1 protein-coding gene is annotated in these 665 nt (G+C 53.7%); it reads right to left on the reverse strand.

Annotated elements, in window-relative coordinates; translation table 11 throughout:
- A partial coding sequence (locus FYC77_RS20050; protein ID WP_162354578.1) for a transposase occupies positions 1 to 665 on the reverse strand: 665 nt, incomplete at both ends.

Below are 665 nucleotides of genomic sequence, written 5' to 3' on the forward strand. Positions count from 1 at the left end.
GCTAACTCCTCTGCCCGATCTCGGTCACATCCTTTGTCTTCGATCAATCCTTGAATGGCTGACTCACGAACAATCTGGCTAATGACTTCCTCGAACGAGGAGAAGTCTGACTGATTTCCACCGGTTTCAAGTCGACGCCGTACCACGAATCCATGGGCTAACATCACCACCGCGAGGTGGTGATGAACGCCCTTCCAGGTGCGACCCTGATACTCGTCTGCTCCGAGATTCTGCTTGATGTCCCTGTGAAACTGTTCGATGGTCCAGCGAACCTGGGACCACGACACCAGTTGTTCCAACGATGCGTCATCAACTCCCCAACACACCCAGGCTTTGAGTTCACCATCTTCGTCATCGTCGCTTCCGCCATGGTTTTTCTTCAGAAGCAACCAGCCAGTTTCATCGCTCACCCATCGAGGATCTTTTCGTTTGACTGTCCGGATTCGCGTGCGATAGAACTCACCGGACATCGGCTCTTGAGTTCCTTCGTTCCACGTAATCTCGGTCCACTCGTCGTCGCCGATTCCATCGGCGACTTCCTCTGGCGTCTCTGGTGAGACTGTTTCAGGGTAGGCTGGATGTTTCCGGTGGGGAGAGTCTTCCGGACGCAGCAGCTCAGTTTCCTCGGAAACGAAAGAAAACGATGACGGAGAGACGTCCATGAT

The organism is Natrialba swarupiae, assembly GCF_008245225.1.
Taxonomy (GTDB): domain Archaea; phylum Halobacteriota; class Halobacteria; order Halobacteriales; family Natrialbaceae; genus Natrarchaeobius; species Natrarchaeobius swarupiae.